This is a genomic window from Microbacterium halotolerans, from assembly GCF_003569805.1.
Classification (GTDB): domain Bacteria; phylum Actinomycetota; class Actinomycetes; order Actinomycetales; family Microbacteriaceae; genus Microbacterium; species Microbacterium halotolerans.
Genome location: NZ_KZ984051.1, coordinates 1,609,309 through 1,632,291, shown reverse-complemented (window position 1 = coordinate 1,632,291; position 22,983 = coordinate 1,609,309). Strand labels below are relative to the sequence as shown.

Annotated in this window: 20 protein-coding genes and 1 tRNA gene; 5 read left to right on the top strand and 16 right to left on the bottom strand. The window is 67.8% G+C overall.

Going from position 1 to position 22,983, the window contains the following annotated elements; translation table 11 throughout:
- Positions 1 to 14: 14 nt before the first annotated feature.
- The 7 genes from DZG09_RS07405 to DZG09_RS07375 form a co-directional block, all read right to left on the bottom strand.
- Positions 15 to 1,664: a sulfatase family protein gene (locus DZG09_RS07405; RefSeq protein ID WP_119696965.1), complete on the bottom strand. Its 1,650-nt coding sequence runs from the start codon at positions 1,662 to 1,664 to the stop codon at positions 15 to 17.
- Positions 1,661 to 2,485: an ATP-binding cassette domain-containing protein gene (locus DZG09_RS07400; RefSeq protein ID WP_119696964.1), complete on the bottom strand. Its 825-nt coding sequence runs from the start codon at positions 2,483 to 2,485 to the stop codon at positions 1,661 to 1,663. The genes DZG09_RS07405 and DZG09_RS07400 overlap by 4 nt, the downstream gene beginning before the upstream one ends.
- Entirely contained in the window at positions 2,482 to 4,257 is a 1,776-nt protein-coding gene (locus DZG09_RS07395) for a dipeptide/oligopeptide/nickel ABC transporter permease/ATP-binding protein (RefSeq protein WP_205529087.1), read from the bottom strand. The genes DZG09_RS07400 and DZG09_RS07395 overlap by 4 nt, the downstream gene beginning before the upstream one ends.
- On the bottom strand, positions 4,254 to 5,195 hold the full coding sequence (locus DZG09_RS07390; protein ID WP_119696962.1) for an ABC transporter permease: 942 nt from the start codon (positions 5,193 to 5,195) through the stop codon (positions 4,254 to 4,256). Before DZG09_RS07390 ends, DZG09_RS07395 begins: the two co-directional genes overlap by 4 nt.
- Positions 5,196 to 5,210: 15 nt before the next feature.
- The gene (locus DZG09_RS07385) at positions 5,211 to 6,755 is read right to left on the bottom strand and encodes an ABC transporter substrate-binding protein (RefSeq protein ID WP_119696961.1); all 1,545 of its coding nucleotides are present in this window, start codon (positions 6,753 to 6,755) and stop codon (positions 5,211 to 5,213) included.
- Positions 6,756 to 6,868: 113 nt separating this feature from the next.
- The gene (locus DZG09_RS07380) at positions 6,869 to 7,489 is read right to left on the bottom strand and encodes a PadR family transcriptional regulator (protein WP_162893206.1); all 621 of its coding nucleotides are present in this window, start codon (positions 7,487 to 7,489) and stop codon (positions 6,869 to 6,871) included.
- Positions 7,490 to 7,757: 268 nt separating this feature from the next.
- Positions 7,758 to 10,025: a glycoside hydrolase family 3 C-terminal domain-containing protein gene (locus DZG09_RS07375; protein WP_119696959.1), complete on the bottom strand. Its 2,268-nt coding sequence runs from the start codon at positions 10,023 to 10,025 to the stop codon at positions 7,758 to 7,760.
- A gap of 87 nt (positions 10,026 to 10,112) precedes the next feature.
- Here DZG09_RS07375 and DZG09_RS07370 point away from each other — a divergent pair, with 87 nt between their 5' ends.
- Positions 10,113 to 10,676 (top strand): TetR/AcrR family transcriptional regulator, encoded by a 564-nt coding sequence (locus DZG09_RS07370; protein ID WP_119696958.1) that lies wholly within the window; start codon positions 10,113 to 10,115, stop codon positions 10,674 to 10,676.
- A gap of 136 nt (positions 10,677 to 10,812) precedes the next feature.
- On the opposite strand, the gene DZG09_RS07365 is transcribed toward DZG09_RS07370, so the two are convergent.
- A complete protein-coding gene (locus DZG09_RS07365; RefSeq protein ID WP_119696957.1) occupies positions 10,813 to 11,472 on the bottom strand; it encodes a thymidine kinase in 660 nt (219 codons plus the stop codon).
- Positions 11,473 to 11,646: 174 nt separating this feature from the next.
- Between DZG09_RS07365 and DZG09_RS07360 the strand changes: the two genes are divergently transcribed.
- Entirely contained in the window at positions 11,647 to 11,934 is a 288-nt protein-coding gene (locus DZG09_RS07360; RefSeq protein WP_119696956.1) for a WXG100 family type VII secretion target, read from the top strand.
- 64 nt (positions 11,935 to 11,998) lie between these two features.
- Here the strand turns inward: DZG09_RS07360 and groL are convergent, their stop codons facing one another.
- The 3 genes from groL to DZG09_RS07345 all read right to left on the bottom strand — a co-directional run bounded on the left by groL (position 11,999) and on the right by DZG09_RS07345 (position 14,388).
- Positions 11,999 to 13,621 (bottom strand): chaperonin GroEL, encoded by a 1,623-nt coding sequence (gene groL, locus DZG09_RS07355; protein WP_119696955.1) that lies wholly within the window; start codon positions 13,619 to 13,621, stop codon positions 11,999 to 12,001.
- A gap of 171 nt (positions 13,622 to 13,792) precedes the next feature.
- Positions 13,793 to 14,056, bottom strand: a complete 264-nt coding sequence (locus DZG09_RS07350) for a hypothetical protein (RefSeq protein ID WP_119696954.1) — start codon at positions 14,054 to 14,056, stop codon at positions 13,793 to 13,795.
- A gap of 80 nt (positions 14,057 to 14,136) precedes the next feature.
- Complete coding sequence (locus DZG09_RS07345; protein WP_119696953.1) at positions 14,137 to 14,388, bottom strand: DUF3263 domain-containing protein; 252 nt, start codon at positions 14,386 to 14,388, stop codon at positions 14,137 to 14,139.
- A 69-nt stretch (positions 14,389 to 14,457) separates the two neighbouring features.
- On the opposite strand from DZG09_RS07345, the gene msrB reads away from it, so the two are divergent.
- On the top strand, positions 14,458 to 14,859 hold the full coding sequence (msrB, locus tag DZG09_RS07340) for a peptide-methionine (R)-S-oxide reductase MsrB (protein ID WP_119696952.1): 402 nt from the start codon (positions 14,458 to 14,460) through the stop codon (positions 14,857 to 14,859).
- A 261-nt stretch (positions 14,860 to 15,120) separates the two neighbouring features.
- Here the strand turns inward: msrB and DZG09_RS07335 are convergent.
- Together DZG09_RS07335 and DZG09_RS07330 are read right to left on the bottom strand one after the other, a co-directional pair.
- A tRNA-Thr gene (locus DZG09_RS07335) sits at positions 15,121 to 15,193 on the bottom strand.
- A 44-nt stretch (positions 15,194 to 15,237) separates the two neighbouring features.
- On the bottom strand, positions 15,238 to 16,323 hold the full coding sequence (locus DZG09_RS07330) for a DsbA family protein (RefSeq protein ID WP_119696951.1): 1,086 nt from the start codon (positions 16,321 to 16,323) through the stop codon (positions 15,238 to 15,240).
- A 233-nt stretch (positions 16,324 to 16,556) separates the two neighbouring features.
- On the opposite strand from DZG09_RS07330, the gene DZG09_RS07325 reads away from it, so the two are divergent.
- Together DZG09_RS07325 and DZG09_RS07320 are read left to right on the top strand one after the other, a co-directional pair.
- Positions 16,557 to 17,657, top strand: a complete 1,101-nt coding sequence (locus DZG09_RS07325; protein ID WP_119697444.1) for an ABC transporter ATP-binding protein — start codon at positions 16,557 to 16,559, stop codon at positions 17,655 to 17,657.
- A gap of 150 nt (positions 17,658 to 17,807) precedes the next feature.
- Positions 17,808 to 19,109, top strand: coding sequence for a DUF4032 domain-containing protein (locus DZG09_RS07320; protein WP_119697443.1), 1,302 nt, complete (start codon positions 17,808 to 17,810; stop codon positions 19,107 to 19,109).
- Between the two features lie 126 nt (positions 19,110 to 19,235).
- On the opposite strand, the gene rlmB is transcribed toward DZG09_RS07320, so the two are convergent.
- From rlmB to ispD, 3 genes are all read right to left on the bottom strand, one after another.
- Positions 19,236 to 20,216, bottom strand: coding sequence for a 23S rRNA (guanosine(2251)-2'-O)-methyltransferase RlmB (gene rlmB, locus DZG09_RS07315; protein ID WP_119696950.1), 981 nt, complete (start codon positions 20,214 to 20,216; stop codon positions 19,236 to 19,238).
- Positions 20,209 to 21,594, bottom strand: coding sequence for a cysteine--tRNA ligase (cysS, locus tag DZG09_RS07310; protein ID WP_119696949.1), 1,386 nt, complete (start codon positions 21,592 to 21,594; stop codon positions 20,209 to 20,211). The genes rlmB and cysS overlap by 8 nt, the downstream gene beginning before the upstream one ends.
- 146 nt (positions 21,595 to 21,740) lie before the next feature.
- Positions 21,741 to 22,967 carry a 2-C-methyl-D-erythritol 4-phosphate cytidylyltransferase gene (gene ispD, locus DZG09_RS07305; protein ID WP_119696948.1) on the bottom strand — a complete coding sequence of 409 codons (1,227 nt, stop codon included), beginning with the start codon at positions 22,965 to 22,967 and terminating at the stop codon, positions 21,741 to 21,743.
- Positions 22,968 to 22,983 lie beyond the last annotated feature (16 nt).

Below are 22,983 nucleotides of genomic sequence, written 5' to 3'. Positions count from 1 at the left end.
CGCGTTCGATTCGATCAGATTGCTGCGGGGATGTGCACGTCGGTGCTGCCGTGGTGCCCCAGGCGCCACGCCCGCGCCCACCGCTCTCCGCCGGACGCCGGCAGCTCTCCGTCGGCGATGTGCCAGGTGCGCCCGTCCGGTTCCGGATTGCCGCCGATGCGATCTTGGAGGCCTCGCTCCGGCACTGCGACAGGCGGATCGGACGTCCACGCCACGAGTGCGCCTTCGGTGTCGCTGCCCAGTTCGACCGAGCCGTCCGCTCGCGCGCGCACGCGGGGTGCCGGTGTCGTCGGGACGATCCCCTCCGGCCGCCACGAACGGATCAGCTCCTCCTCATCAACCGTGCCCAGATCGCCCACGCGCGCGATCCACGCGTCCAGCGCGGTCGCGAGCTGGTCGCGCACCTCGCGGAACTGCGGGTCGGTCGCCAGGTCGACGGTCTCATACGGGTCGGTCGCGATGTCGTACAGCTCCTCCGCGGGCTTGTGTTCGGCGGTCACGCGGCGCTGCAGCGGCGTGAGCCTGTCCTCCGGGTCTCCGGCCGCACGTTGGCGGGCTTCGTCGTTGATGCGACCGCGCAGGTCGCGCCACGTCGAGAACTTCTCCGCGAACTGCTGATGCTGGAACGGGGAGCGATCCGGATGGGCATGGCGTACGTAGCGGAAGCGCCGATTGCGCACCGTGCGCGAGCTGTCACGCTGCTCATCCATCCGATCCCTGCCGCCGAAGGCGTATTCCCCTTGCTCGTGCGCGATTCCTTCCGAGTCGAACAGCGGCGCCGTCTGCATGTGCTCCGGCACCTCGAGCCCTGCCATCCGCAGCATGCTCGGCGCGATGTCGGCGAGGTGCGCCACGTCGTCGCGGGCGGCGTCTGCTGCGACCCGGCCGGGCCAGCGCACGATGAGAGGAATGCGCAGGCCGGCTTCGGTCGCCCAGCGCTTCGCACGCGGGAAGCCCGCTCCGTGGTCGCTCCAGAACACCACGATCGTGTCGCGCTCCAGGCCGTCCTCCGCCAGCTCGGCGAGGATGCGCCCGACCCACGCGTCCATGATGGAGATGAGGTCGTGATACCTCGCCCACGCGGTGCGGAACACCTCGTCGTCCGGGTGGTACGGCGGCACGGGAACCGTCTCAGGGTCGTGCCTGACATCATCCGGCAGCTCTGATGTCACTCGCGCGAAGTCGTCATCGTCGAGGTAGATCTGCGACTCGTGCGTCACCATGCCGTGGAAGGACGCGAAGAAGGGCTGATCGGGATCCGGTCTGTTCCGCCAGTGCGCCGTGGATGAGCAGTCGTCGAACGCCGTGCCAGGCACGGGGAGCTGGAAGTCCGTGAACACGTTGTTCGTCGCGTAGTAGCCGGCCTGCCTGAAGTACTCGCTCAGCAGACGCACCTCGGGCGGCGGCACCGCCTTGGAACGCATGTTGTGCGTGCCGATCGACGTGGGGAAGCACCCCGTCATGATCGACGAACGCGACGGCGCGCACACCGGGGCCACCGCGAATGCGTTGTCGAAGCGCGTACCCTCCGCCGCCAGCGCGTCGAGGTTCGGCGTCACGGCGACTTCCGCTCCTGGCCATACGCCGCGATAGCAGCCGAGTTCCGGGTTGATGTCGTGGGTCGAGATCCAGAGGATGTTCGGCCGGTCGCCGCGCGCGCTCATCCTTCGGCCTCCAGCAGCTCATGGCGCAGTTCGCGCCGCCTGCGCTGCTCGACCGGGTCGGAGACCGGCGACGCGGCGAGCAGACGCTGCGTGTACGGGTCCTCCGGGTGATCGGTCACCTGCTCGCCGTCACCGAACTCGACGATGTCGCCGTGATACATCACCGCGATCCGGTGGCTGATGTGGCGGACCACCATGAGGTCGTGCGAGATGAACAGGTACGCCACCCCGGTGCGGCGCTGGATGTCGATGAACAGGTCGAGCACCTTCGCCTGCGTCGACAGATCGAGGGCGGACACGGGTTCGTCGCACACGATGAGCTTCGGGTCGAGTGCGAGCGAGCGGGCGATCGCGATGCGCTGCCGCTGGCCGCCGGAGAACTCGTTCGGGCGGCGTCGGGCGGCGTCCGTGGGAAGTCCGACCGCGTCGAGCAGTTCATGCACGCGCAGGCGCGCCTCGCGGTCGGAGGTCCCCCGCACCGTGAGCGGCTCCGACAGGATGTCGCCGATCGTCATCGCCGGGTTGAGAGAGGTGTACGGGTCTTGGAACACGGCCTGCACGTCGATCTCGCGTCGCTGTCTGCGTGTGAGCCCGACGAGTGATCGGCCCTCGAACTCGATCGAGCCCTCCGCGATGGGCGCGAGGCCGAGGATCGCGCGTCCGAGCGTCGTCTTGCCCGAACCCGACTCCCCCACGAGCCCGACGGTCTCACCCGGTGCGATGTCGATCGACACACCCTTGAGGGCGCGGAACGTCTCACTCCGCCTGCGTCCCGGGAACTCGACGACGAGGTCCTTGACCTCGAGGATCTTCTCGGTCATCTTGCTGCCTCCTGCTGCTCGGCGAACTCCCGGTCATTCACACGGCGCGGTGCCGTGCCGTCGAGCGTGGAAGCCAGAAGCGACTGCGTATATGCGTGCTGCGGGTCGCGGAGCACGGACTGCACCGGCCCGTGCTCGACCACCTCGCCCTGCTTCATCACGACGACGGAGTCGCACAGGTCGGCCACGACGCCGAAGTTGTGCGTGACGAACACCATCGACAGTCCGCGTTCGTCGCGCAGACCGCGCAGGAGCTCCAGGATGTCGGCCTGCACTGTGACGTCGAGCGCGGTCGTCGGCTCGTCGGCGACGATCAGATCGGGGTCGCAGGAGACGGCGCCGGCGATCAGCACGCGCTGAGCCATCCCGCCTGACACCTGATGCGGGTAGGAGCGCATCGTGCGCTCCGGGTCGGTGATGCCGACGCGTGCGAGCAGCTCCAGTGCCCTGCGCCGGGCGTCGTCCTTCGATACACCCAGGTGCATGCGCATGGGGGCGATCAGCTGATGCCCGATGGTGAACAGCGGATCGAGATTCGACATCGGCTCCTGCGGCACGTACGCGATCCGGCTGCCGAGCAGGGCACGCTGTGCGGCGCCGTCGTCGCTGAGCAGATCCGTTCCCTCGTGCATGATGACGCCGTCCTCGATCACCGCTCCGCGCGGGAGCAGGCCGAGGACGGACCACGCTGTCTGCGTCTTGCCCGATCCGGATTCCCCGACGAGCCCGACGATCTCGCCCCTGCTCACGTCGAAGGCGACGTCTTCGATCACGGTCTTGAGCCGATCGCCGTCCGGGTAGCCCACAGTGAGGCCGCGGACGCTGAGAACGGATTCGGCATCTGCTTCCGAGGCGAGCGTCCGCTCACGCCCGACCGCGCCGCGCCATCTCGGAGCCATCGGCCTGTCCTCGAGGCCGTCGCGGAGCGCGTTCGCGAAGAGGATGAGCGCACCGATCGTGAGTGCGATCACGAGGCCCGGCCAGAGGATCAGCAGCGGAGAGATGTAGAGATTGCGGAACGCCTCGCTCAGCATCACGCCCCAGGTCGGCACCGTCTGATCACCGAGACCCAGGAACTCCAGACCGGATTGGATCGCGATCGAGATGCCGCCGATCGTCGCCGCCTGGATGATGATGGGCGCCCGCACGACGAACAGCACATGCCGCGCGATGATCCGCGCATCGGACAGACCGCTCACGCGGGCCGCGTCGACGTAGAGCTCCTCGCGCACCTCACGGACGCCGCTGCGCACCAGCCGATAGATGCTCGGAGAGATCAGCACACCGAAGATCGCCATCGTGATCCACAGCGATGGGCCGACGACGACGCGCACGGCGAGCAGGATCATCATGCTCGGCAGGGCCATCACGAGGCTCGTGGTGAGATCGCTGAGGGTGTCGAACCAGCCGCCGTAGAAGCCCGCGACCAGACCGGCGACGAGCCCGACGACGACCGCGACGGTGAGCGCGACCGCGGCACCCAGCAGTGTGAGGTGACCACCCGCGAGCAGACGCGAGAGCACGTCGCGACCTGCCGAGTCGGCTCCGAGCCAGTGGGCCGCGCTCGGCTCGGCGAACGCCTCCTCGAGGTTCACCAGATTCGGGTCGTGCGGGGAGATCAGCGGCGCCAGCGCACTGAGCACGATGATGATGCCGAGGATCACGACGGCCGCCAGACCGAGCGGATTCCGCAGCAGACGGCCGGCGAGTGAGAGGTTCTTGCCGCCCTTGTTGGCTCTCAGGGCGACGGATTCCAGGGTTCCAGTGCTCATGACAGACGCGCTTTCGGGTTGATCCATCCGGTGATGATGTCGATCAGCAGGTTGACGAGGACGACCAGGGCGACGCTGACGACGACGACACCCATCACGAGGGGGATGTCGCCGTTCGTCGTCGCAGAGGCGATCGTCTCGCCGAGGCCGGGAAGTGCGAACACGCGCTCGACCACGACGGCGCCGCCGAGGAGTGCGACGAACTGCAGTGCGAGCACGGTCAGAGCCGGCGTGGCCGCACCACGCAGCACGTGCACGAACAGCACTTTCCGCTCGCCGAGACCGCGGCTGCGGAGAGTGCGCACATAGTCCCGTCCCTCGACCTCGATGAACGCGCTGCGGATCTGCTGCGTCACCGCGGCGATGGCGCCCAGCGCCAGCGCGATGATCGGCAGTGTGATCGACGCGGTCCATCCGCTGAACGAATCCAGCGGGGAGACGAATCCGGTCGCCGGGAACCAGTGCAGCGTGAGCGCGAAGACGATCACGAGCATGAGCCCGACCCAGAAGTTCGGGGCGGCGGCGCCCAGGACCGAGAGCACCTGCACGAGGCGGTCGACCGCGCCTCGCCGAGTCGCGGCGATCACTCCGAGGATCGTCGAGACGATGGCGGTGACGATGACCGTGCCGACCACGAGCGAGAGTGTGACCGGCAGGCGCGACGTGACGGTGTGCCAGACGCTCTCGCTGGTGAACCACGAGATGCCGAAGTCACCCCTGATGGCGGCCAGCAGCCACTCGCCGAACCGGACGACGAGCGGCTGGTCGAGGCCGAGCTCGGCCGACTTCGCGGCGATCTGCTCTGTCGTGGCCTGATCACCGAGGATGCGGATCGCGATGCCGCTGCTGTTCGCGTTCATCAGCAGGAAGGTCAGCGATGACGCGACGACGAGCAGCACGATGCCACCGACGAGGCGGCGAGCGATGAAACTCAGCATGGTTGTCTCCTGTCGTCACTCGTCGAGCGTGTAGTTGTAGATGGAGGGCGCAGCCTGGCCGGCCTGGCCGACCGCGGTGAGGCCGTTGCGCGAGACGACACCCTGTTGCACGCGGTAGAACACCACGTTCCAGGCGTCCTCAACGGCCACGGCGTTGATCTGCTGGACCGCCTCTTCGTACGCATCCGGATCCGTGAGGTTCTCCAGTGCCGCGTCCGAGGCGGCGTCGACGCGGTCGTCCTGCGTCTTGTAGACGTTCCACGCTGAGCCGGGGAGCAGGAACCGGCTGATGGTCCCCCATGCGGTGGGCGGTTGGGCGAACGACATCCAGGTGACGGCGAACTTGCCCTGCCGCAGTGACGGGATGAAGTCGGCCGGAGCGACCTCTTGGAACGTGACGTCGATCCCGACCGCCCCGAGGTTCTGTCCCACCGCGGCGAGCATGGCTGGATCCATGCTCGAGCTGCTCGGCATCGTGATCGAGAAGCCGTCCTCGTAGCCTGCCTCGGCGAGGAGCTCGCCGGCTCTGTCTGGGTCGTAGGAGTAGTAGTCGTCGTACTCGGGCTCGTACGCCTCCGAGTCGACGTTGAACGTCTGATCGGTGGGCTCGCCGTAGCCGAGGTCGACCGCCTTCAGGATCGCTTCGCCGTTGATGGCGTAGTTCATCGCCTGTCGCACCCGCGCGTCGGCGAGCGCGGGGACGATCTCCCCGGCGCGGTCGAAGATCGACAACCCGTACCAGTTCACCTGGAACGTGGTCACGTTCAGCCCCGATTTCTCAGCCTCGGGAATCTGCTTCGGCTCGATGATGCCGGTGTCGACCTCACCCGACTTCATCGCGTTCATGCGCGCGGACGAGTCGTTCATCGGTCGGATCACGAGATTCTCGAACCAGTCCCACTCGGCGTCTTCGTCCCAGTAGTCGTCGCGCTTGACATAGCTGTAGCGGTCGCCTGCTACCGTCTCGCTGCGTATGAGCTCGTAGGGTCCGGATCCGATCGGCACCGTGTCGACGGCGTCGCTGTCGAACTGTGCGGGGCTGGCCATATAGCCGGCGCTGTTGCCGAGGTACTGGAAGATGTCCGGATCCGGCTCGGAGAACTGCAGTTCGATGGTGTCGTCGTCGACGACCACGGCATCGGTCATGTTCGCGAGATTCGCGGAGAACGGACCGCCGGAATCCCGGAAGCGCTCGAGGTTCAGCTCAGCGACCTCCGGAGTGAACTCCTCCCCGTCGGAGAACGTGACATCATCGCGCAGATCGAGCGTCGCAGTCAATCCGTCGTCCGACAGACTCCAGGCGGTCGCCAGCATCGGTGCGAGCTCGCCGTCCGGCATGCGCCGGATCAGCGTGTCGAACACCGGCTGGAAGTACTGCGCGAAGTTCGCCTCAGCGGCCTGCGCGGGGTCGAAGCTCGTCGGCTCCGTGACGGCCGCGATCGTGAGCGTCGACCAGTCCTCCTTCGGCGCCGCTCCTCCCGTCGACGCGCACGCGGCGAGTCCTATCGCGGTCGCGCCGGCCAACAGCATCGTGCCACCGGTGCGGGTCACTCTCTTCACAAGCACCCCTTCGTCTGTGTGAATCCGTCGGCATCTGCACCGACTCAGGAGAGATTAGCACTTTGCACATACTCCGACAAGACAAAGATGCGTGAGATCTCACACAGTGCGCGTCACTGCGGGCGCCGCGCCTCCCACGCCGGATCCGGCCAGACGGCACCCGTGCGCTCGATGTACCGGCGCAGTCGCCGCGCCGTGGTGCGCAGCCAGGAGATGTGCGCGCTGGCGAGCATGTTGCCGCGCGCATCGCCGAGGTGGTAGACCTCATCCATCCATTCGTCGTCGATGACGGAGCCCGTGCCTCGGATGAACTGGGCATCCGGCTCCCACGTCGCCTCCTGCTCCTCGCGGAACGCCAGCTCGGTTTCGACCAGGCGCAGCGCGATGACCGGCGAGACCACGCCTGCCAGGGTGAAGTGGAGTTGGAAATGCGCATCCAGCGGGCGTTCGGACGGCACGAAGGGCGCCTCGATCCAATCGAGGTAGGCGCCCCACCCCTCCGATGTGAACGAATAGACCTTCGCGTCGGGACCGCTTCGCGAACCGTCCACTTCGAAGGAGATGAGCCCCCGCTCGACGAGTTTGGCCAGCTGCCGGTAGATCTGCGACGACTGCGGCACATAGCCGTAGATCCGGCCGGACTGCTCGAGGTATCTCCGGATGTCGTACCCGGCGCTCGGCTTTCGCATGATGATGCCCAGGAGGACGGATTCCAGCAGGTTGAGTTTCGCCACAACTTCTCCACACTCTGTCACTAGTGACATAGTTGCTTCGTCACCAGCATGTGACAAGGCCTGGATCGATGATAGATCCGTCGGACTCGACGAGGGGCAGGCGATTCCCGGTGGCCAACGATCTCTTCATCGCAGCGCATCTGCGATCGTTCGAGCGCTTCGGATGGGACGACGCCGCCGACAACATGGCCGACCCCGACAACCGCCGATCGTGCACTGGCCGAACCGAAACACACCGTGGCGGTGCAGCAGGACTCCGCGCCCGCTCCTACTCGCCGGCTTCGATGATCCGGGCCACGACATCCGGATCGGCGCCGAAGCTCACCAGGCGGCTGAGAGGAAGGTCCTTGCCCATCGGCGTAAGCTCGCCGTTGATCATCATGCTCTCTCGCAGCCAGCCCTTCATCAGCTCGTCACGGGTGATCGGACCGGCGATCGGATGGGCGAACGCCTCCCCGAGCGATGCGTCGCGTGAGAGCGCGATGACGAACTCGTCTCCGGAGAGCTCAACGGTCGCCTCGCCGCGCAGATCGCGACTCGACGCGCCGACTGCGACGACGTACTCCCCGCTCTCGACGATCCAGCGGTCCACGCGCGTCTCCCAGTACGCCAAGTCGCGCCGGCGCACCGTCAGGCTCACCGCCGCAGTCTCCCCCGGCTGCACCTCGACGCTGCGGAAGGCCTTGAGCTCGCGCGGCGCCCGCTCCACAGCGGAGCCCGGTACTGCCACGTAGGCCTGCACGACCTCACGACCGACGACGGATCCGGTGTTGGTCACGTCGACGGTCACGTCGATGCCGCCATCGGCATTCGCCTCCACCGTCGGTGCACCGTAGGAGAAGCTCGTGTAGCTCAGGCCGTGCCCGAACGGGAACGCGACGTCCATCGTGCGGGCGTCGTACCAGCGGTACCCGACGTACAGGCCCTCGCCGTAGCTGACGTGCTGGCCTGCGCCCGGGAACGATGTGTACGACGGCGTGTCCTCGATCCTGTGCGGGAAGGTCTCGGCGAGACGTCCGGAAGGGTTCACAGCGCCGAAGAGCACGTCGGCGACGCCCGACCCGCCCGCCTGCCCCAGCAGCCACGTCTCGACGATCGCAGGCACGCGGTCTGCGAACGGCAGCGCCACGACGCCGCCGTTCGAGAGCACGACCACCACGTTGTCGTTGACCTGGGCGACCGCGTCGAGCAGCGCTAGCTGCGCCTCCGGCAGGTCGATGTGCTCGCGGTCGAAGCCCTCGGACTCGTCCTCGTCGGGGAGCCCGACGAACACCAGCGCGACGTCCGCACCGGTCGCCGCCGCAACGGCCTCTGCGCGCAGCCTCTCGACGACGTCCGCGGGCGGCCGGGGTGCCTTCGCACCCGACATGCCGATGCCCTCCGGTGCATCCGGCAGCACATACCCCGGCGCGTAGACGACATCGTCGGCGACCTCGCGAATGGCATCGAGTGCGACATCGACGCGGGTCGGGTTGATATGACTCGAGCCGCCGCCCTGGAAACGCGGCTTCTCGGCGAACTCACCGATCACGGCGATGCTCTGCTCCGGTTTCAGCGGCAGCACGCCGCCGGAGTTCTTCAGCAGAACGATGGAACGACCCGCGGCCTCTCGAGCCAGCGCGTGGTGGGCGTCGACGTCGAGCGCGCCCTCCGCCGCGGCGCGCTCATTCGCGCGGCGGATGAGGTTCAGCACACGCTCGGCCGAACGATCGAGGTCGGCCTCGTCGAGTGCGCCGACCCTCACCGCATCGACGAGCTGGCGGTCGGTGAGTCCTCCTGAGGCGGGCATCTCCAGATCCATACCGGCCCTGATGCCCTCGGTGCGCACGTTGGACGCGCCCCAGTCGCTGACGACGAGGCCTCCGAAGCCCCATTCGTCGCGAAGCACCTGGCTGAGCAGGAACGGATCCTCCGACGCGTACACGCCGTTGACGCGGTTGTAGGAGCACATCACCGTCCACGGCTGGGTGTCCTCGACCACGCCCTGGAACGCGCGCAGGTAGATCTCGCGCAGCGGCCGAGGCTCGACGTCGCTCGACGTGCGCATCCGGTCGGTCTCCTGATTGTTCGCCGCGAAGTGCTTCAGCGATGTACCCACACCGTGTGACTGGATGCCCCGCACGATACCCGACCCCATGTCGGAAGCGAGGATCGGGTCCTCCGAGAAGTACTCGAAGTTGCGGCCGCACAGCACGGAGCGCTTGATGTTCACACCAGGACCGAGCACGACCGCGATATCCTCGATCGCCGCTTCCCGGCCGATCGCTTCACCGACCCGGCGCGCCAGATCCGGATCCCACGACGCACCGAGACCGACCGCCGGTGGGAAGCAGGTTGCAGGCACGGAAGCGTTCAGGCCCAGGTGATCGCTCGCACCCGCCTGTTTGCGCAGTCCATGCGGGCCGTCGGCGACCATGATGCTCGGCACACCGAGGCGCTCGATGCTTTTGAGACGCCAGAAGTCGAGCCCGCTCGTGAGCGCTGCCTTCTCCTCCAGCGTGAGATCCGAGATGTCGGGGAATGACGCGTCGGTCATGACTCTCCATTGGGTCGAGGAATGAATACCCAAAACCTTATGCTGTTCGCTTTTGAAGAACAAGTGCGGTTCGGCTTTAATGAGGACATGGCACAGCGGGGCGCGTACGCGAAGGGCATCGCCAAGCGCGAGGAGATCCTCACGGTGGCGCTCGACGTGGTCGCACGGCACGGTTACCGCGGCGCGTCGGTCCGCGAGATCGCCGAGGCGGTCGGCCTCAGCCAGGCGGGATTGCTGCACTACTTCGGCAGCAAGGACGAGTTGTTCGCCGCCGTCCTGATGAAGCGCGACGAGGTCGACAGCGCTTCCCCCAGCACTGACACCCTCGACGATCTGGTCCGCATCGTCGCGCACAATGCGGAAGTGCCAGGCCTCGTGCAGCTCTACGCCCAGCTTTCGGTCGAGGCAGCCGATCCCGCGCATCCGGCGCACGGCTATTTCACCGAACGCTACGCGCGGCTGCGGCGGCGCTTCGCCGAGTCCCTGCGCACCGGGCAGAGCGATGGCACGCTTCGGACGACCTTCGATCCGGATGCCGTCGCGGCGCTCGTCATCGCCGCAACCGACGGCCTGCAGACGCAGTTCCTGCTCGACGCGAGCGTCGATATGGCCGCGCACATCGAGGCGCTGCTCGACGACCTGCGCGTCTGACGACGGCGGAGTGCGCGCCCGGCACCTCCTCTGCGCGCACCCCGCCAACGGAGTGCACCTTGTGTTCGAGTGTGCAGCTTGTTCCCGGATGCAAGTGACACGCTCGGCACAAAGGGACACGCTCGGCGAGGCCGGGCTACGGAGCGAGCACGCCGCCCGACTCGCTCAGGTAGCAGGCGCCGCAGAGAGACTCGTATGTGACGAGGTGATCGTCGAGCGCGGCCGCTCCCTCGGCGTCGATCGCGACCTGGTCGCCGTCGAACACGAACCTCCCGCCGACGAGGCGGCCGTTGAACAGCGCCTTGCGCCCGCAGCGGCACACCGTCTTGAGCTCTTCGAGAGAGTGCGCGATCTCGAGCAGACGAGCCGACCCAGGGAAGGCCGCCGTGCGGAAGTCGGTCCGGATGCCGTAGGCCATGACGGGAACATCGTCCTCGACGGCGACGCGGAAGAGAGCATCGACCTGCGCAGGTGCGAGGAACTGCGCCTCGTCCACGAGCAGGCAGGCGATATCGCGCGGAGCCTCCGACTCGATCAGCGCGTCGGAGGCCCGTCGGCGGTAGGCGTCTCGCTCCGCGAGGAATCGCTCGCGCGCGTCGTCAGCGGGGCCGATCAGGAAGTCGACGGCCTGTGAGACGCCGAGGCGCGAGGAGATCTCATCCACTGCTTTGGTGTCGATCGCCGGTTTCGCCAGCAGCACGGCTTGACCACGCTCGACGTAGTTGAAGGCCGCCTGCAGCAACGCGGTGGACTTCCCCGAGTTCATCGCCCCGTATCGGAAGTACAGTTTCGCCACCTCTCCAGCCTACTGAACGCGAGCGACGAGCTTCCCCCATCCGGACGGCCCTTCCCTCACAGGGCTCGATTTCTCGGCTTTCGCGTCCACAGGCACCGGTTGCCCTGCCGCAGCGGCGGGTCGGGTTCGTAGCGTGGCTGCACAGATTCCGCCCGGTACCAGAAGGAGAGCACCATGCCCATGTACACCGTCGACAGCGAAGAGGTGCAGACGAAGGCCTCGGCCATCCAGGCCACCGTCGGCCGCATGCAATCGGAATCAGGTCTGCTGCACGGGCAGCTCGCCGACCTGCAGCGATCGTGGACCGGTCAGGCCGCCGCCGCGTTCCAGGCCAGCGCTGAGGAATGGCGCTCCGTGCAGGTGCGCCTCGACGAAGCACTCACTGCACTGGGCGCCGCCCTCGCGGCCGCCGGCACCAGCTATGCGGACGCTGAGCAGAGCGCCGTCGCCATGTTCCGCTGACAGAGCGATGGGGCGGCTCCTTCCCCGAAGGAAGGAGCCGCCCCATGTGCCTCAGGCTTCTGAATCAGAAGTCCATGCCACCCGTCGGGTCGCCCGCCGGGGCGGCCGAAGCCTTCTCCGGCTTGTCCGCGACGACGGCCTCGGTCGTCAGGAACAGACCGGCGATCGACGCGGCGTTCTGCAGCGCCGAACGCGTGACCTTGGCCGGGTCGATGATGCCCGCGGCGAACATGTCGACGTACTCGCCGGTCGCAGCGTTGAGACCGTATCCGGCCTCCAGCTCCGCAACCTTGTGAGCGACGACACCCGGCTCGAGACCGGCGTTCAGCGCGATCTGCTTGAGCGGCGCGCCGATGCCGACACGGACGATGTTCGCACCGGTCGCCTCGTCGCCCGTGAGCGCGAGCTTGTCGAACGCAACGGCAGCGGCCTGGAGCAGCGCAACGCCGCCGCCGGGAACGATGCCCTCTTCGACGGCCGCCTTCGCGTTGCGAACGGCGTCCTCGATGCGGTGCTTGCGCTCCTTGAGCTCGACCTCGGTCGCGGCGCCGGCCTTGATGACCGCAACACCGCCGGCGAGCTTCGCCAGGCGCTCCTGCAGCTTCTCGCGGTCGTAGTCGCTGTCCGTCGACTCGATCTCACGACGGATCTGGGTCACGCGGCCGTCGATCTGGTCGGCCTCGCCCGCACCCTCGACGATCGTCGTCTCGTCCTTCGTGACGATGACCTTGCGCGCACGACCGAGCAGCTCGAGCTCGGTGTTCTCGAGCTTGAGGCCGACCTCTTCGGTGATGACCTGGCCGCCGGTGAGGATCGCGATGTCCTGCAGCTGAGCCTTGCGACGGTCGCCGAAGCCGGGCGCCTTGACGGAGACCGACTTGAAGATGCCGCGGATCTTGTTCAGCACGAGCGTGGCGAGAGCCTCGCCCTCGACGTCCTCAGCGATGATGACGAGCTCCTTGCCCGACTGGATCACCTTGTCGACGACCGGCAGAAGATCCTTGATGTTCGAGATCTTCTGGTTCGCGATGAGGATGTAGGGCTCCTCGAACACGGCCTCCTGGCGGTCAGGGTCCGTGACGAAGTACGGGTTCAGGTAGCCCTTGTCGAAGCGCATACCCTCGGTGAGCTCGAGCTCGGTGCCGAAGGCCTGGGCCTCCTCGACCGTGACGACGCCCTCCTTGCCGACCTTGTCGATTGCCTCGGCGATGAGCTCGCCGATCTCCGTGTCAGCGGCCGAGATCGATGCGGTGGCAGCGATCTGCTCCTTCGACTCGACCTCCTTGGCGCCGGCCAGCAGCTCCTCGGAGACGGCCGCGACGGCCTTCTCGATGCCGCGCTTGAGGCCGATCGGGTCGGCGCCGGCTGCGACGTTGCGCAGACCCTCGTGAACGAGCGCCTGAGCGAGCACCGTCGCCGTCGTCGTGCCGTCGCCCGCGACGTCGTCGGTCTTCTTGGCGACCTCCTTGACGAGCTCAGCGCCGATCTTCTCGTATGCCTCTTCGAGCTCGATCTCCTTGGCGATCGAAACGCCGTCGTTCGTGATTGTGGGAGCGCCCCACTTCTTTTCGAGCACGACGTTGCGGCCGCGGGGGCCGAGCGTCACCTTGACGGCGTCGGCCAGCGTGTTGAGGCCGCGCTCGAGGCCGCGCCGGGCCTCCTCGTCGAAAGCGATCATCTTTGCCATGAGTGTGTCGTCCCTCCCGGACGTAGGCGTATGGGATTAGCACTCCGAACTGGGGAGTGCTAATACGCATTCTGGCACTCGGCACCCCCGAGTGCAAGCCGCAGCGACAGGTTCGCCGCAACAGATGAGAAGAGCACCGGATGTCGACATCCGGTGCTCTGCCTGCGTGCGTCAGCCGACGATGCCCGGCGGCTGCACGCCACCGACCACGGCGATCGCCGCACCCGCGTCCGCCGCGCCGAGCAGTGAGCTGTTCTGGAACAGGGCGAGGAAGCCGACGGTGCCCGCCGCGAGGAACACGACGATCGCGATCAGGACCCACATCACGACGACGATGCCGCGCCCGCCCGGCTTCTCTGCCCTGTGCGCACCGACCCGCCCTCGGTTGCGGGGCGCGTCGTCGAAGCGGTCTCGTGAGGATGTCTGGGTCGGCACCCCATGAATGGTACTAGGGCATGTTGCCAAACGGATGCTCACGGCGGCTCTCGGTGATCAGCGCACGTCCCGCGACTCGGTCAGGACGTCTGCCTCGCGAGCGGAGCCGCCCGTCTCGCCACGCGCTCGTCACGAACCCTGCGCAGTCGCTTCACGAGCAGCGGATCATGCTCGAGCGCATCGGCCGTATCGATCAGCCGGCCCAGCAGCTGGTAGTACCGTGCCGGCGTCAGACCGAGCTCAGTGCGGACGGCTTCTTCCTTCGCTCCGACATGCCGCTGCCACTGCGCCTCGAACGCGAGGATCGCGCGGTCCTGATCGTGCAATGCCATGACGCCCAAGATACGCGCGCGAGCCGGGAGAACGGCGCCGCCACACCCGGACGGACGTAAAGTGAAAGCATGGACTACGAGGTGGCGAAGACCGATGACGAATGGCACGCCGAGCTCGACGACGAGCAGTACGCGGTGCTGCGTGAGGCGGCGACGGAGCGCCCGTTCAGCGGTGAGCTGCTGGACGAGGAGCGAGCCGGGCTGTACACCTGCGCCGGATGCGGCAACGAGCTGTTCCTCAGCGGCACCAAGTTCGACGCGCACTGCGGATGGCCGAGCTTCTACGAGTCGGTGCGTCCCGACGCCGTCGAGCTGCTCGAGGACCGCGCGCACGGCATGGTGCGCACGGAGGTGCGCTGCGCCCGCTGCGGCGGCCACCTCGGCCATGTGTTCCCTGACGGCTTCGGCACGCCGACCGGCGACCGCTACTGCATGAACTCGCTCGCACTGAACTTCACGCCGGAGGACTGAGTGCCAGCGCAGACCGCGCAGCGACGCCGGCGAGGTGAGTCGGCCCCCGACCGCTGACTGTTCGTCTCGCACCACAGGCCTCGACCGGGGCCACCCACAGGGCACTACCCTGACTCGGCCCGCCCGCGGGGGCACTGCCTGCTCCGCCGCCCGCAGGGCTCGGCACGATCTTGCGCACGAAGTGCGCCAGATCGCCTGCCGCGCCCGAGGACTCCACAGAAAACGACAAGATCTCCACGGCCTACAGCCGTGGAAATCTTGTGCCGGCTGAGGGGCTCGAACCCACGACCCCCGCTTTACAAGAGCGGTGCTCTACCAACTGAGCTAAGCCGGCGCGCTTCCATCCTATGACGAGGACGGACTGCGAAAGGACATGCCCTACTCCGACGGCTCGGGAGTCGGGCTCTGGAAGTACTCGTCGCTCTCGACCGTGAGCACGAACTGCGACAGCTCACCCGGATCGTCGAGCGCCCCCGTGTACGGTATGCCGCTGACGAGCACCATCGGCGCGCCCGTAAGCTGCTGGTCGCCCTGGCCCGGCAGGTCGCCTGCGCTGAGTTCGCTCGTCATATCGCGTGCCCACGCTGCGTACTTGTCGGATTCGATGCACGAGGACACGTCGGAGTTCTCCACACCGACCGACTCGGCGATGCCCGCGAGCTCCTCGCTCGTGTGGCCCGGAGTATCCACAGCCGGCTGATCCGTGAGGAGTGCGTCGTTGAACGGCACGAAGCGTTCCGGATCGCCGCTGGCGACACAGGCGACTGCCCCCATCGCACGCTGGGAGTAGCGGGTGCCGTTCGACTTCGCCGTCAGCAGGGCGACGGGGTGATAGGTCAGCGAGATCGCGTCTTCGGAGACCCAACTCGCCAGCTGAGCAGCGTTCGCCTGGTGGAACAGAGCAGATTCCGGTGAGAGGTAGTCGACGTACACGTCGACCGTGACCCGCTCCGGTTCTTCGTCTTCCGTCTCTGCGGAACCGCCGTCGTCCGGATCCGACGTATCGGAACCCTCCCCTTCGGCGTCCTCCTCGCCCGACTCATCGTCGAGCATGCTCGAGAGGTCGTGCCCGTCGAACAGGAAGGCGCCGTCTGCGATGTTCCCCGGCTCGGGAACGGGCTCGGTGACCTCGGGAACGACGTTCTGCTTGATCCAGAACCCCGCAGCCACGAGTGCGGCGATGATGACGACGGCGATCCCGGAGCGCACCAGCACCCGGCGCACGCGCTGCTTGGTGGTGACCTTCTTCGCCTTCTGCCGCACGAGGTGGCGACGACCCGCTGCGGCGCCCGGCTCGGCCAGGTCGCCGACCGCGTCGTCCTCGTCGAACTCGGCCGCCTCATCCGTGATCCGCGCGTCAGCGGGGTCGACGGACGAGCCAGCGGCCGCAGCCTGTTCGTCCGTGGTCTCGAGATCGTTCGCACCCGACTGCTCGTCGCGGGGCTCGCCGTTGTGGCTCGACATTGTCCTCCCTCGCCGCCCGTGCGGCCCTACTCAACCCACTGAGAATACCCGTACCGCGCTGTGAACGCGCAGGGGTGTCGCGCCTCAGCCTCTTTGAGCGCGCGGGTGCAGCGGGCGGATGCCCGCGGCATGGCATACTGGTCCTGACCCAATGGTGGGTCGCGGCGGGTCGTACCCGCCGTTCCATTCACAACGGATCGTCCGGCACGTACCTGCCGGTGAAGGAGAAGATCATGGCATCGGTCACTTTCGACAGCGCTACGCGCCTCTACCCCGGAGGCACCCGCCCGGCTGTCGACAAGCTCAACCTTGAGGTCGCCGACGGCGAGTTCCTCGTGCTCGTCGGACCGTCCGGCTGCGGTAAGTCGACGTCGCTCCGCATGCTCGCGGGCCTCGAAGAGGTCAACGACGGGCGCATCCTGATCGGCGATCGCGACGTCACCGACGTGCCGCCGAAGGATCGCGACATCGCGATGGTGTTCCAGAACTACGCGCTGTACCCGCACATGACGGTGGCCGAGAACATGGGCTTCGCCCTGAAGATCGCCGGCGTCAGCAAAGAGGATCGTGCAAAGCGCGTGCAGGACGCCGCGAAGCTGCTCGACCTCGAGGACTACCTCGACCGCAAGCCGAAGGCTCTCTCGGGCGGTCAGCGTCAGCGCGTCGCGATGGGTCGCGCGATCGTCCGCGAACCGCAGGTGTTCCTGATGGACGAGCCGCTGTCGAACCTCGATGCGAAGCTGCGCGTGCAGACGCGCACCCAGATCGCATCGCTGCAGCGTCGTCTCGGCGTCACGACCGTCTACGTCACGCACGACCAGACCGAGGCGCTCACGATGGGTGACCGGATCGCCGTGCTGAAGGACGGCCTGCTGCAGCAGGTCGGCTCGCCGCGTGAGCTGTACGAGCGCCCCTCGAACGTGTTCGTCGCCGGCTTCATCGGCTCCCCCGCGATGAACCTGTTCACCACCGAGATCGCCGACGGCGGCGTCAAGTTCGGCACCGCGAGCGTCCCGCTCTCGCGCGTGACGCTCGACGCGGCGACCAGTTCGTCGGTAACGGCCGGCATCCGCCCCGAGGACCTCGCTGTCGCCGCAGACGGCACGCCGGGCCTCGAGGTGGAGGTCAACCTCGTCGAGGAGCTCGGCGCCGACGGGTTCCTCTACGGCACGATCGTGGGAACCGATCAGGAGATCGTGACGCGCGTCGACGGCCGCTCGCACCCGAAGGCCGGCGAGACGGTCACGCTGACCCCCGTGTCCGACCACGTGCACGTGTTCGACGGCGAGACCGGCGAGCGCCTCACTCAGGAGGCCATCGTCACCACGGTGTGACGCTTCGCACATGCGCACAGCGGCGCGGGTCGACCTCCTGGTCGGCTCGCGCCGCTGTCGTCTCCGGCCCGCCATCCGGCGTCCGTGAACGGTCAGGCACCGACAGCATCCGGCACCGTTCCCCCACACCGCCACAACCTCATCCGGGAGATCCTCTTGCCCCTTCGCATCACGGCCAGCGGGCCGGACCCCCAGCTGCTCAGCCTGCCGTGGCAGCTGCCGCTCGAGCAGTGGCCGAACGAGCACATCGTCAAGCTGCCGAAGGGCATCTCACGGCACGTCGTGCGATTCAGCGAGCTGTCGGGGCAGGTCGTCGCCGTCAAGGAGACCAACGAGGAGATGGCTGCACGCGAGTACGAGCTGCTCGGCTCCCTCCGCCGGCTCGACATGCCCTCCGTCGACCGCGTCGCCGTGATCGCCGGGCGGCAGGACGCGAACGGCGCCTCGCTCCCCTCCGCTCTCGTCACCGCTCACCTGCCGTATTCGATGCCGTACCGAGCGCTGTTCACGCAGGCATTGCGACCCGACACCCTGAACCGTGCGCTCGACGCGCTCGCGCTGCTGCTCGTGCGGCTGCACAACGTCGGCTTCTCCTGGGGCGATGTGTCGCTGTCGAACACGCTGTTCCGGCGCGACGCGGGTGCATTCGCCGCGTACCTCGTCGACGCCGAGACGGGCGGGCTGCACGAGGTGAACGTGGACGGCGACGGCGGCCTCACCGCCGGGCAGCGGGAGTACGACGTCGATCTGGCGCATACGAACATCGCGGGCGAGATCTTCGACCTGGCGGCGAGCGGACGCATCGATCCGGATGTCGATGCCGTCGGCATCGCAAACGGTCTCGTCAATGCGTACCGTTCGCTGTGGTCAGAGCTGACGGAGCAGGAGGAGTTCGAACTGAGCGAGTCATGGCGCATCACCGAACGCGTGCGCCGGCTCAACGGTCTCGGCTTCGACATCGGCGAGATGTCGATGAAGACGACTCCCGATGGCACCCGCGTGTCGATCAGGCCGAAGGTCGTCGACGCGGGGCACCATCAGCGGCGACTGCTGCGGCTGACGGGGCTCGACGTCGAGGAGAACCAGGCGCGGCGGCTGCTGAACGACCTCGACGAATACCGCGCCAAAACGGGTCGCACGGGCGACGAGGACGACAGCGTCATCGCGCACGAGTGGCTGACCACGGTGTTCGAACCCGTCGTACGTGCCATTCCGTTCGAGCTGCGCGCGAAGCTCGAGCCCGCCGAGGTGTTCCACGAGGTGCTGGAGCACCGCTGGCACCTGTCGCAGATGCACGATGCGTCGGTATCGCTGGCCGAGACGCTGTCGAGCTACATCGACACGGTGCTGCGCCACCGGCGCGACGAGGCCACCATCATGGGCCCGCCCACCGAGACTCTGACATCCGGAATCGACACCGCCCCGCCCCGCAACTGGCGCGACCTCGTCTAACCCCGCTGGCGCGAAGCCGCCGAGATGCGCACTTTTCGTCGAGATGCGCAGGTTTTGACGCCCATATGTCGAAAAAGTGCGCATCTCGCGAGCCCGGTTCGCGGCGGGCGTGCGCGGGCAGCGGGGTTACTCTGCTTCCGCTGCGGCGCGCAGCGTGGCCACCTGGTAGAGGGCCACGGATGCCGCGATGCCGGCGTTGAGGGACTCGGTCGCCGCCGAGATCGGGATGGACACGATCTGATCGCAGTTCTCGGCGACCAGACGGCTCAATCCCTTGCCCTCGCTGCCGATGACGACCACGATCGGCCGGTCCGCGAGTTCGAGCGACGGCAGCGACACGTCTCCGTCGCCGTCGAGGCCGAGCACGAACACGCCCTGCTTCTTGAAGTCCTTCAGCATCGTGGTGAGGTTGCCTGCGAGCGCCACTGGCACGCGTGCCAGTGCACCGGCGCTCGTCTTCCACGCGGCCGAGTTCACGCCGGCGGAGCGGCGCTGCGGCACGATCACGCCGTGCCCGCCGAATGCCGCCGTCGATCGGATGATCGCGCCCAGGTTGCGCGGGTCGGTCACCCCGTCGAGGGCGAGCAGCAGCGGCGTCTCGCCCTGATCGAACGTCTCCTCGAGCAGCTCCTGTGGGTGCGCGTACTCGTAAGGCGGAACCTTCAGCGCCACACCCTGGTGCACACCGTCGTATCCGGCCATCCGGTCGAGTTCCGGACGCGTCACCTCGAGCACCGACAGCTCGCGCTTATGCGCGATCGCCAGCATCTCCTTGACGCGGTCGTCCATCTCGATGCGCTGGGCCACGTACATCGCCGTCGCGGGGATCTTCGCCCGCAGCGCCTCGAGCACGGAGTTGCGCCCGGTGACGTGCTCGATGTCCGAGCCGTCGCGCGAACGTCCGCGCGCGGGCGCCGGCTTACCACCACCCGGCTTACGCGCTCCGCGCTCCGCGGCCTGCTTGCGCTTGTGCGCAACATGGTAGGGCCGGTCCTCGGCCTTCGGCGTCGGCCCGCGGCCCTCGAGGGAACGGCGGTGCTTGCCGCCCGATCCCTTCGTCGGCCCCTTCTTGCCACTGCTCGCGCCGGGGCGCCCTGGCTTAGCCATCGATACTCCAATGTGTTCCGTCTGCGGTGTCTTCGAGGGCGATCCCCGCCGCCGCGAACGTGTCGCGGATGCGGTCGGCGGTGGCCCAATCCTTGTCGGCGCGCGCCTGCGCGCGCTGTGCGAGAAGGTGCTCGACGAGTGTGCCGAGCGCCTGGTCGGCGGCTCCGGATGACGCGGCCACGGCATCCGTGCCGGGAAATCCCAGAACTTCCATCATCCCGGTGACAGCTGAGAGAGCGCCTCGCGCCGTGTGATCGTCGCCCGCGTCGAGGGCCGTGTTCCCCGCCCTCACCTGCTCGTGCAGCACGGCGATGCCCTGCGGGATGCCGAGATCGTCATCGAGCGCCGCCTCGAAATCGGTCGGCAGCGGCCCGGATGACGCGGGGCCCAGCGCACGGAGCGCACGGTCTTGGAAGCCTCGGATTCGCTCCAAAGCCGCCGCGGCCTCGTCGAGCGCCTTCTCCGAGACGTCGAGGTTCGAACGGTAGTGCGCCGCGGCGAGCGCGTATCGCACGACATCGGCTGGCCGCTCGTCGAGCAGGTCGGACGCGAGCGTGAAGTTGCCGAGCGACTTCGACATCTTCTGTCCCTCCACGGTGACAAGGCCGTTGTGCACCCAGTATCCGGCGAAGCCGTGCCCCGCCGCCGCCGACTGCGCAAGCTCGTTCTCGTGGTGCGGGAAGCGCAGGTCGAGCCCGCCGCCGTGGATGTCGAACTCCTCGCCGAGGTAGCGGCGCGACATGGCGGAGCACTCGATATGCCAGCCGGGCCGGCCGTCGCCCCAAGGCGACTGCCAAGTCGCACTGGCAGGCTCACCCGGCTTCGCGCCCTTCCAGAGCGCAAAGTCGTGCGGGTCGCGTTTTCCGCGCGGGTCGGCGTCAGCGGCGTCCTCCATCGCGTCGAGCGACTGGCGGGTCAGCGCGCCGTACTGCGGCCACGATCGCACATCGAAGTACACGTCGCCGGCCGCAGCATAGGCATGACCTCGCTCGATCAGCTCGGCGATCAGCTCCTGCATCTGGGCGACGGATGCCGTGGCGCGCGGCTCATAGGTCGGCGGCAGAATGCCGATCGCCTCGTACGCGGCGGTGAACTCGCGCTCCATCCGGTAAGCCAGCGCCCACCACGGTTCGTCGGCCGTGGCGTTGGCGAGCACCTTGTCGTCGATGTCGGTGACGTTGCGCACGAACGTCACCCGCGGATATCGGTGCGCGAGCCAGCGTCGCAGCAGGTCGAACGCCAGCGCGGCGCGCACGTGCCCGATATGAGGGCCCGACTGCACCGTCGGCCCGCAGACGTAGATCGTGACGTTCTCCGGGTCGAGGGGCACGAAGTCGCGCAGCGCCTGCGCGCGGGTGTCGTAGAGCCGAAGAGTCACCCTCCCAGCCTACGGCGTGATCCCAGCGTGTTTCTTGTCGCGACGCCGGTGGCAGTGCGCGTGTTCGGCTGTGCGTTCGCCGGCGAAGAGTCCCGTCAGAGTCGAGCACGCCGGTGGCGAAGGGCGCTCATGCCTTGCGCAGGCGTTCAGCGGCGGATGAGGAGCGCGGTGGCGAAGGCCTGCACGCCGTCGGCGGCGGTGAAGCCCAGCCCGTCGGCGGTGGTGGCGCTGACCGAGACCGAGGCGCCGTCGAGCGCGGCGGACAGTGCACGCTCGGCTTCCGCGCGGCGTGGGGCGAACTTCGGTTTGGACGCTTGGAACTGCACCGCCACGTTTCCGATATCGAAGCCCTCGGCCCGAATGATCCGAAGCGTCTCGGTGAGGAACGCCTCGCCGTGCGCGCCGGCGAACTCGGGGCGGTCGACGCCGAAATGCGCGCCGATGTCGCCAAGGCCCGCCGCCGACAGCAGAGCGTCGACGATGGCGTGGGCGACGACGTCGCCGTCGGAGTGGCCGGACAGCGCGCGCTCTCCCGGCCATTCCAACCCGGCCAGCCATAGGTCGCCGTCTCCGCCATACGCGTGCACGTCGGTGCCGATCCCGATGCGTGGGGCCGGGACGACTCCGAATGTCGCGGTGCGACGGGGGACGGGGTCACCAGCGACGCCGCCTGCGTCACCGGACAAGACGAGGGTGCGGGCCCGTTCGAGGTCGGCAGGGGTCGTGATCTTGAAGGAGTGGGCGTGCCCTTCGACTGCGACGACCGGATGCCCCGCTTCCATCACGACGGCGGCGTCGTCCGTGTGCTCCTGGCTGACCGCGGCGTACGAGGCTTCGAGGATGTCGCGCCGGAAGCCCTGCGGCGTCTGAGCAGCGCCGAGCTGCGAGCGATCGACCGCACCGGAGACCCGCTCACCGTCGACGCGTTTGATCGTGTCGATCACGGGCAGAATCGGCATGGCGCCCCATCCGGTCTCGCGGATCTTCTCGATCACGCGAGTGAAGACCTCCGGAGGCGTGAGAGCGCGCGCCGCGTCGTGCACGAGCACGATCTCGACGGCGGGGAGCACGCGCTTCAGACCGGACTGCACGGACGCGTGCCTCGTCGCTCCGCCTGCGATGACCGTGACGAGCTCGACGGCGCCGCCCGCCGCCTGCTCTGCCTCCGTGAGCGCCTCGCCCGTGCGATCGGCCGGAGCGACGACGATCACCTGGCACGGTTCGGGAACCGCGAAGACGCCGTCGAGCGCGTGCCGCAGCATGGTGTGCTCGTCGAGACCGACGAATGCCTTGGGAACGTGCGCCCCCAGCCGGGTGCCGGAACCTGCGGCGACGACGATCACGGCCACGCGTGGAGAGGAGAGCTCAGTCACGCCCTCAACCTACCGC

Coding starts and splice junctions, on each gene's coding strand:
- DZG09_RS07330 (WP_119696951.1), bottom strand. CDS start 16,323: ATGTCGAGCCACAACGGCGAGCCCCGCGACGAGCAGTCGGGTGCGAAC.
- DZG09_RS07405 (WP_119696965.1), bottom strand. CDS start 1,664: ATGAGCGCGCGCGGCGACCGGCCGAACATCCTCTGGATCTCGACCCAC.
- msrB (WP_119696952.1), top strand. CDS start 14,458: ATGGACTACGAGGTGGCGAAGACCGATGACGAATGGCACGCCGAGCTC.
- DZG09_RS07360 (WP_119696956.1), top strand. CDS start 11,647: ATGCCCATGTACACCGTCGACAGCGAAGAGGTGCAGACGAAGGCCTCG.
- DZG09_RS07325 (WP_119697444.1), top strand. CDS start 16,557: ATGGCATCGGTCACTTTCGACAGCGCTACGCGCCTCTACCCCGGAGGC.
- groL (WP_119696955.1), bottom strand. CDS start 13,621: ATGGCAAAGATGATCGCTTTCGACGAGGAGGCCCGGCGCGGCCTCGAG.
- DZG09_RS07395 (WP_205529087.1), bottom strand. CDS start 4,257: ATGAGCACTGGAACCCTGGAATCCGTCGCCCTGAGAGCCAACAAGGGC.
- DZG09_RS07375 (WP_119696959.1), bottom strand. CDS start 10,025: ATGACCGACGCGTCATTCCCCGACATCTCGGATCTCACGCTGGAGGAG.
- DZG09_RS07400 (WP_119696964.1), bottom strand. CDS start 2,485: ATGACCGAGAAGATCCTCGAGGTCAAGGACCTCGTCGTCGAGTTCCCG.
- rlmB (WP_119696950.1), bottom strand. CDS start 20,216: ATGGCTAAGCCAGGGCGCCCCGGCGCGAGCAGTGGCAAGAAGGGGCCG.
- DZG09_RS07345 (WP_119696953.1), bottom strand. CDS start 14,388: ATGGCATTGCACGATCAGGACCGCGCGATCCTCGCGTTCGAGGCGCAG.
- DZG09_RS07370 (WP_119696958.1), top strand. CDS start 10,113: ATGGCACAGCGGGGCGCGTACGCGAAGGGCATCGCCAAGCGCGAGGAG.
- DZG09_RS07390 (WP_119696962.1), bottom strand. CDS start 5,195: ATGCTGAGTTTCATCGCTCGCCGCCTCGTCGGTGGCATCGTGCTGCTC.